The 6,789-nt window shown below is 53.3% G+C and carries 5 protein-coding genes and 1 pseudogene; all 6 read right to left on the reverse strand.

Features of this window, described 5'->3' with window-relative positions:
- Positions 1-856: 856 nt before the first annotated feature.
- A complete protein-coding gene (locus tag AC1RVY_RS26420; RefSeq protein ID WP_492809119.1) occupies positions 857-2,413 on the reverse strand; it encodes a methyl-accepting chemotaxis protein in 1,557 nt (518 codons plus the stop codon).
- A gap of 84 nt (positions 2,414-2,497) precedes the next feature.
- Positions 2,498-3,631 carry an ABC transporter substrate-binding protein gene (locus AC1RVY_RS26425; RefSeq protein ID WP_492809121.1) on the reverse strand — a complete coding sequence of 378 codons (1,134 nt, stop codon included), beginning with the start codon at positions 3,629-3,631 and terminating at the stop codon, positions 2,498-2,500.
- Between the two features lie 92 nt (positions 3,632-3,723).
- Positions 3,724-4,500, reverse strand: a complete 777-nt coding sequence (locus tag AC1RVY_RS26430; RefSeq protein WP_492809123.1) for an enoyl-CoA hydratase/isomerase family protein — start codon at positions 4,498-4,500, stop codon at positions 3,724-3,726.
- 9 nt (positions 4,501-4,509) lie between these two features.
- Positions 4,510-5,700, reverse strand: coding sequence for a CaiB/BaiF CoA transferase family protein (locus AC1RVY_RS26435; RefSeq protein ID WP_492809125.1), 1,191 nt, complete (start codon positions 5,698-5,700; stop codon positions 4,510-4,512).
- 1 nt (position 5,701) lies between these two features.
- The gene (locus AC1RVY_RS26440) at positions 5,702-6,520 is read right to left on the reverse strand and encodes a Bug family tripartite tricarboxylate transporter substrate binding protein (protein ID WP_492809126.1); all 819 of its coding nucleotides are present in this window, start codon (positions 6,518-6,520) and stop codon (positions 5,702-5,704) included.
- Positions 6,521-6,696: 176 nt separating this feature from the next.
- Positions 6,697-6,789, reverse strand: a pseudogene (locus AC1RVY_RS26445) (beta-ketoacyl-ACP reductase); the annotation flags it as partial.

Below are 6,789 nucleotides of genomic sequence, written 5' to 3' on the forward strand. Positions count from 1 at the left end.
CACGTGTGGCGATCAACACCATGCCGCTCGCTGTTTGACGGAAGTGAGGCTCCGTTCGTTTAATGATCTTCAAAAATATCTCCTGTTCACGCAGCGCTTGCTACGGTGACAGGAAGTATGGGTATTCGTGACCAAACGGTCATTGCAGTTCTACTGGGCAAGCTTTAGTCACACTAAAGCAGGTATCCCGAAGTGAATCGTTCCGGTTTTTAAATCTAGAAGTGGACATATGAACTGCTTCGAATGAGCGGGATACCTTAGATCTCAAAACTTGAGGTGCGCTGACGAATTTTCCATGTGCCGAAAAATTCAAGATCGAAGCGGTCAAAAGGACTACGGATTGAGACCATCAGATGGTCGATGCATCCGATTGGATCAGTAGGAGCCAGCAAAGCCTGTCCGAGTGGATCAAGGCGTAGGCACCGCATCCGCCAGAACGTCATTTGCAGAAGTCTTTTACCGAGGCGCCGCGCCGTTGATGACTCAACTCATGTATGTGAACGAGGAGCCCGACATCCAACTTAGTCAGTCCAGGTGAGGTACGCATTCATCAAACGTCTGGATCCGGAAGGCGGCGTGCGACGCATTTGAATGGTATGCCGTCGAACTCCTGTGGCTACTATGCGTAGAGGGCAGCAGCGCAGATTCTGCGGAGCCTAGGACTGCGAGAGGTCGGGGTGCATGCTAAAGCAAGGATGAAACGCGCACGCCGGAGCATATGGCTGCCACAGCCTACCGGTGGACATGCTCACCAAACGGCTCAAGAAACAGTATCTAGTGGCCACCTCGAAAAAGTCCAATATTGAGGTCGCGGCTCATATTTCGGACATCCGAAGTGGCCACACTGAGGGCCAAACTAGCCCGCCAATCGGCCGACGTTAAATACTGAAACCACTTCTGAAAGGCGGCGTGCTTGATCGCGCAACGCCGCAGCTGCGGCCGCGGACTCCTCCACCAACGCAGCATTTTGTTGCGTCATTTGATCGAGCGTGCTCACCGCGTGGTTTACCTGTGAAATTCCGTCGCGTTGCTCGGTGGCAGAAGCGCTAATTTCGCTTATGAGGTCAGAAACATGTTTCACGCTGCTGACAATGTCCCCCATTGCCTCTCCGGCCTGTTTCACTTGATGTGACCCATGGTCAACTGACCGTACCGACTTTTCAATTAGCTCTTTGATCTCTTTTGCTGCTTCAGCTGATCGGGCTGCCAAGCCTCGGACCTCATTGGCTACAACGGCAAAGCCACGCCCCTGCTCACCCGCACGGGCCGCCTCGACAGCGGCATTCAAAGACAGGATGTTGGTTTGAAACGCAATGCTATCTATAGCGCCGATGATGTCGACTATCTTTTTCGACGAGTCGCTGATTCCCTGCATGCTCAGAACTACACCTGCCACGATATCTCCGCCCCGAGACGCTGATCTAGCTGCTTCGGAAGCCAAATGGTTAGCTCGACGCGCCGTATCGGCCGACTGTGAAACCATACCCGTCAATTGATCCATACTGGCAGCAGTCTCTTGCAGACTAGATGCTGCCTGCTCTGTGCGCGACGACAGATCTTGGTTACCGTATGCGATTTCATTGGAAGCTGTTGACACCTGCTCAACTCCACCTCGCACTTCACCGACAAGCTGGCGCAGTCTAAAGTTCATGGATTCAAGTGATCGAACGAGTTGCCCGAATTCGTCTTTACGATTCTCAATAATATTCTGAGTGAGGTCACCGTTGGCAATCGCATCCGCAACCTCAACAGATCTTTGCAATGGCAACGTTATGGAGCGTTCAAGTGCGCGCGTCAAAAGTATGCCAACTAAAAAAACTAACCCCACCGCAGCAGACGCGAACGACAAAGCATGCTGGCGGTCCTTTGCAGCCGAAGTTCGCACGGAATCACGCTCCTGTTCGTACACAGTCACGAGACGGTCCAATGCCTTGTAATAGCGCCCCATTGCTGGTGGGAACTCCTTATCGACAAAATCCCGCGTGGCTACCGTGTCGCCCGCGATCTTCATATCTCTGGTCCGCGCCATGAGGGCGAGCACAAGCTCCCGCTCGGTGGCTATGGTCTCCATAGCTGCCATCGCATCCGCTGTAGTCGCACTTTTGGTGACTGCAGCTTGTACCTGCGAGATATCAGCGATAAGGTCTTTGACTTTCAAGTCGTACATCTGAGCCAAGACCCCGTCAGACGTGATCGTAGCCCCAACCACCATGTTGGTGGCAGCTTCAGACATGCCACGCCAACGTGTGGCCAGAGCAATCTTGGACTCGGCATCTTCGATAGCACGGATTGTCTCGTCCATGACCTTTGCCGACTGCATCTGCGTCCATACACAGATAGCTAACATTGCCAGCAAAACTCCGAGAATTACAAGCCAAAGTTTGCGAGCTACAGATATGTCATTGAATTTCATTTTCCGGTACTCCATCCAAATATATAAAATTACTTATATTTGGGCAGCAATCTTTTAGAGGCATTAACAACTGGCGGTATTTTATTAATAGCGAAGCCTGCCTTTATCACCAATAATTGCCAGATCCACAAACGCTGAGCCACCGCGAATTTCCGGAGTTAGAAAAACAAAAAATCCTCCAACATCATACTTTCCGATATTCTCCAGTGAGTTTATCAAAGAAGCTCTAGAAACAGGTTTTCCTGCACGTCTCATCGCCTCAACCAGTATCTTGGCTGTGGTAAAAGCATCGAGCTCAAAGACATTGGGCTCCGCGCCTGGGATCTCTTTCGCCAAAGCAGCCAAGTACTCACGCACTATAGGAAGCGCGGTGTTACGCACAGATGGGATAACTTGTGTCAATATTATTCCGCGTGCCGACTCTGATATCTGCGCCCCCAACGTTCCCGGATCCACTACAGATAGTCCATAAATCTGAGGCCACCTACCCCCCAAACTTTTATACGCTGCAACAAACTTGCCGAAATGAGAACCTGCGGCCCCTACAATTATTGCTTCTGGATTATTTCTCGATAAATCCATCGCAGCAAGTAAAAAATTGGTGTCAGTAGCAGAAGGGGTCGAAATACCCACGAGCTCAAGACTCTCTTTTTCAAGAATTATTTTGAGCTCTGCCAGAACCACCTTCCCTAGGCCGTCATCAGTGTAGAAAATTCCGATCCGCCGCACGCCAATCGCTTTGGCATGATCAATCATTCGTTGGATTTCATCAGAATAGCTTGCTCTGAAATGAAATACTGGCGTATTTTTTTCCTTACGCAGAACCGGTGACCCGCTGAAAGGGCCGAATAGGGGTGTGCCAGTTTTTTTGATGACAGGAAGCGATGCGAGAATCTGATTGGTTCCTGTCAACCCGATGAGCGCAACTGCTCCACGTTCAGATATCAGTTCGCTTACATTCTTGGCAGCTTTTTCTGGTTCGAATGCGTCATCAAGAACTTGATAATCAATTTGCAGGCCATTTATTCCGCCGGCACGATTAATTCCATCAAAATACAATTTTGATCCACTCACCAGGCGTTTCGCAGACTCCGCGAACGCTCCAGTTAGTGGCATTGAACTGCCTATTACTAGACGACGATCTGCTGGGGTTTGGGCTGATACAGCTGTCAGGTGGGTCAAGAGTAACACCAACATGAAGCGCAAAAAATTATTCATGATGCCTTCACCGTTTGGGCTTGAAACAGACCTGAAGAAAATTGCGCAAATTTGGAGACATAAATGCGCCCGATTTCAATTAGCTGAACGCATCATCGGCCGCGGAATTTCGGAGGACGCTTCTCAGCGAACGCCCTGCGTCCTTCCAGCCGGTCCTCACTGTCCCTCAGCACACCGAAGGCTTGGCGTTCCAATTCCAGCCCTCCTGCTAGCGACAATTCCCGCCCAGTCATCGCCAATCGCTTGGCAGCCGTCATCGCCAACGGTGCGTTGGCGGCCATGGTGTGTGCCAGGCGCAGGGCCGTCGCCTGCAACTCAGACTGCGGTACGACTTTGCTTACCAGCCCGATCCTCAAGGCTTCGTTAGCATCGATGCGCTCACCCGTCAGCAGCATCAGCATTGCGTCCGATTGGCCCACTGCGCGGATCAAGCGTTGGGTTCCGCCAGCACCAGGTATGCTCCCCACCCTCACTTCCGGCAGACCGAATTGGGCGTTTTCAGAGCAGATGCGTATGTCTGCAAGCAGCGCCAGCTCAAGCCCCCCACCCAGGGCATACCCGTTGATTGCCGCGATGACGGGCTTGTCCGTGCGCAGCGTCCCAAAGTTGAAGTGTTGGGTTCCTGCGCGAAAGACCTGCCGCGCCGCACTGTCGGCCGGTGGCATTGTTTTCTTGAGGTCCGCCCCTGTGCAGAACGCGCGATCGCCAGCGCCTGTGAGAACGAGTACCCGTAGCGCCTCGTCGTTCGACACCTCTTCCCAAATGTCGAGTAGTTGCTGATTCGACTCCGGATCAATTGAATTCATCGCCTCCGGTCGATTCAAGGTAACGATGGCGACGCCATCTTGGACTGTCTTATTGATAGGCATTGAATTACTTCACTTGCTGGTATTGGACATAGCTGCGACTGCCTCAATGTCTTCAGACGGCATGCCTAGTTCGGCAAGCACCTCACGGGTGTGCTGTCCAAGGATGGGGGCGGCACTTCTTGCTTGAGGATGCTCGCCAACCGCACCCAACACGCTGCGCGGCATGGTCAGAACTCCTGCAACTGGATGCTCAAGGCGCTCGGTGAGCGCGGCCTCGACAAAGGGAGTGGACCGCGTGACTTCTGCATAGTCGTTTATCGCGCCGCAGATAATGTCCACGGAAGTGAACTTCTCGAGCCAATAAGAACGGGGATGAGCAAGCATCCGCGTTTCGAGCAGATGAAGCAGCGCCTCGCGGTGTTGAAGCCGGTTCTTGTTCTCAGCGAATCGGGGATCGGTTGCCAGCTCCGGCGCTCCAACAGCTACACACAAGGCATGCCATCTTGCGGGGTGATATGCCGCCACCATGATCCATCCATCGGCGCAGGGCAGCGCTTCGTTCGGCGTTGAATAGGGCGCTGCGCTCCCCTGCGGACCAGGTACTTCGCCATCCGCTAGATAGGAGGCGAAACTCACATGCTGCAATGCGATTGCACTCGCAAACATGCTAGCTTCTACGTGCTGCCCTTTGCCCGTGCGCTGCCGCTCGGCAAGCGCGGCCAAAACAGAAATGGTGGCAAGCGACCCAGTCATCAAATCGACCACTGGCACCGGAACCTTGCACGGAGCGCCATCGCTTGCCCCTGTGACGCTCATCAGGCCGCTAACTGCCTGAAGCACCCCATCCACGCCCGGGAGGTTTTTTCCGGTCCCTTGTTGGCCATAGGCGGAGACCGAGCAATAAATCAGCCGAGGGTTATTTAAAGACACCGTGCCGTAATCCAGCCCCAATCGGGCCATGACGCCAGGGCGAAAGCTCTCCACAACAACATCTGCTTCGGTGATCAGCCTCTGCGCAATTTGCAGATGCACCGGCTGCTTGAGGTCTAGCACGATGCTGCGTTTGTTGCGATTCAGAGCCAGAAACGGGATACCTTCTCCGTTTACCCATGGGGAGAGCGCCCGGGAGAGGTCGCCTGTGGGAGCCTCGATCTTTACAACATCGGCACCGAGATCGGCCATGCACAAAGTACAGGTTGGTCCTGCCATCACCTGGGTGAAGTCGATCACCCGAATACCCTTAAGTGAGTTCGCCAGCATCTTATGAGCCCATTTCAATGTGGTGTGCTCGGATAATCGGTTCCCACTTGGCCCGTTCTAATTGCAGCATGTGTTGGTACTGATCTTGAGTGACGGCCATGGGCTCGAGTCCCGCAGCAGTGAGACTAGCTCGCACCTGAATATCCTGTAGGGCCTTGGTAACCTCTCCATGCAAACGTCCTACGACGGTCTTCGGAACATCCTTCGCAACGCAAACGTCATACCAGTAGCTTGCGTCGTAGCCCTTTACTCCGCCTTCTGCCAGCGTCGGGATCTCGGGTGCCAGTTCAGAGCGCTTTGCGCTACCCACACCCAATACTTTCAACTGGCCGCTTCGAGTAAATTGAATTGCGGTTGATAGTCCGACAATCGCAAGTGGTAAGTGCCCACCAATAACGTCTTGAACGGCAGGAGCCGTACCTCTGTAGCCAACATGTGTCAATTGCATTCCAGCCATTGACGCGAGCAGTACACCAGCCAAATGATGTGGGGTAGCCGGACCAGGCGTCCCGTAGTTAACACCTGGGTTCTCTTTGACATAAGAGATCAGTTCGGCGACGTTTCTGGCAGGAACCTTGCTACCTGCGATCAAAACAATCGGCACGCTGGCCAAAGGCGCTACCGGCACCAGGTCCGTGGCGGCGTCGAATGACAACTTGCTATTCAGGAGATTCAGTAGCGATGTGATGTTTGAGCCCGTCGTTAACGTGTATCCGTCGGGCTTGCTTCGCAAAAGCTCGTTATAGGCTAGTACGGCACCCGCACCAGGCTTGTTCTCTACGACGATTGGTTGGTTCAACTGCTCACTCAGCTTCTTCATCACAACTCGTGCAGCTAAGTCGGTCCCTCCACCGGCTGTATATGGGACAAGTAGTCTGAGTGGCCTTGACGGGTATGACTGCCCGAAAGTTGGCATCGCTGCTACAGGCCCAAGTGCCAAGATAGATCTAATAAGTGTTCTGCGCTTCACGGCGGCTGCCCTCTTATCCTTTGCCGTCAAACAGAGGGACTACTGAGGCTGCGTCCACCGCAGACATACAGAAGTTGTCCAGTGACGTAGCTCGAGCCAGGTTCCGCAAAGAACCGGAC

It is taken from the genome of Acidovorax sp. GW821-FHT11A03 (assembly GCF_058809075.1).

Coding starts and splice junctions, on each gene's coding strand:
- AC1RVY_RS26440 (WP_492809126.1), bottom strand. CDS start 6,520: ATGAAGAAGCTGAGTGAGCAGTTGAACCAACCAATCGTCGTAGAGAAC.
- AC1RVY_RS26430 (WP_492809123.1), bottom strand. CDS start 4,500: ATGCCTATCAATAAGACAGTCCAAGATGGCGTCGCCATCGTTACCTTG.
- AC1RVY_RS26420 (WP_492809119.1), bottom strand. CDS start 2,413: ATGAAATTCAATGACATATCTGTAGCTCGCAAACTTTGGCTTGTAATT.
- AC1RVY_RS26435 (WP_492809125.1), bottom strand. CDS start 5,700: ATGCTGGCGAACTCACTTAAGGGTATTCGGGTGATCGACTTCACCCAG.
- AC1RVY_RS26425 (WP_492809121.1), bottom strand. CDS start 3,631: ATGAATAATTTTTTGCGCTTCATGTTGGTGTTACTCTTGACCCACCTG.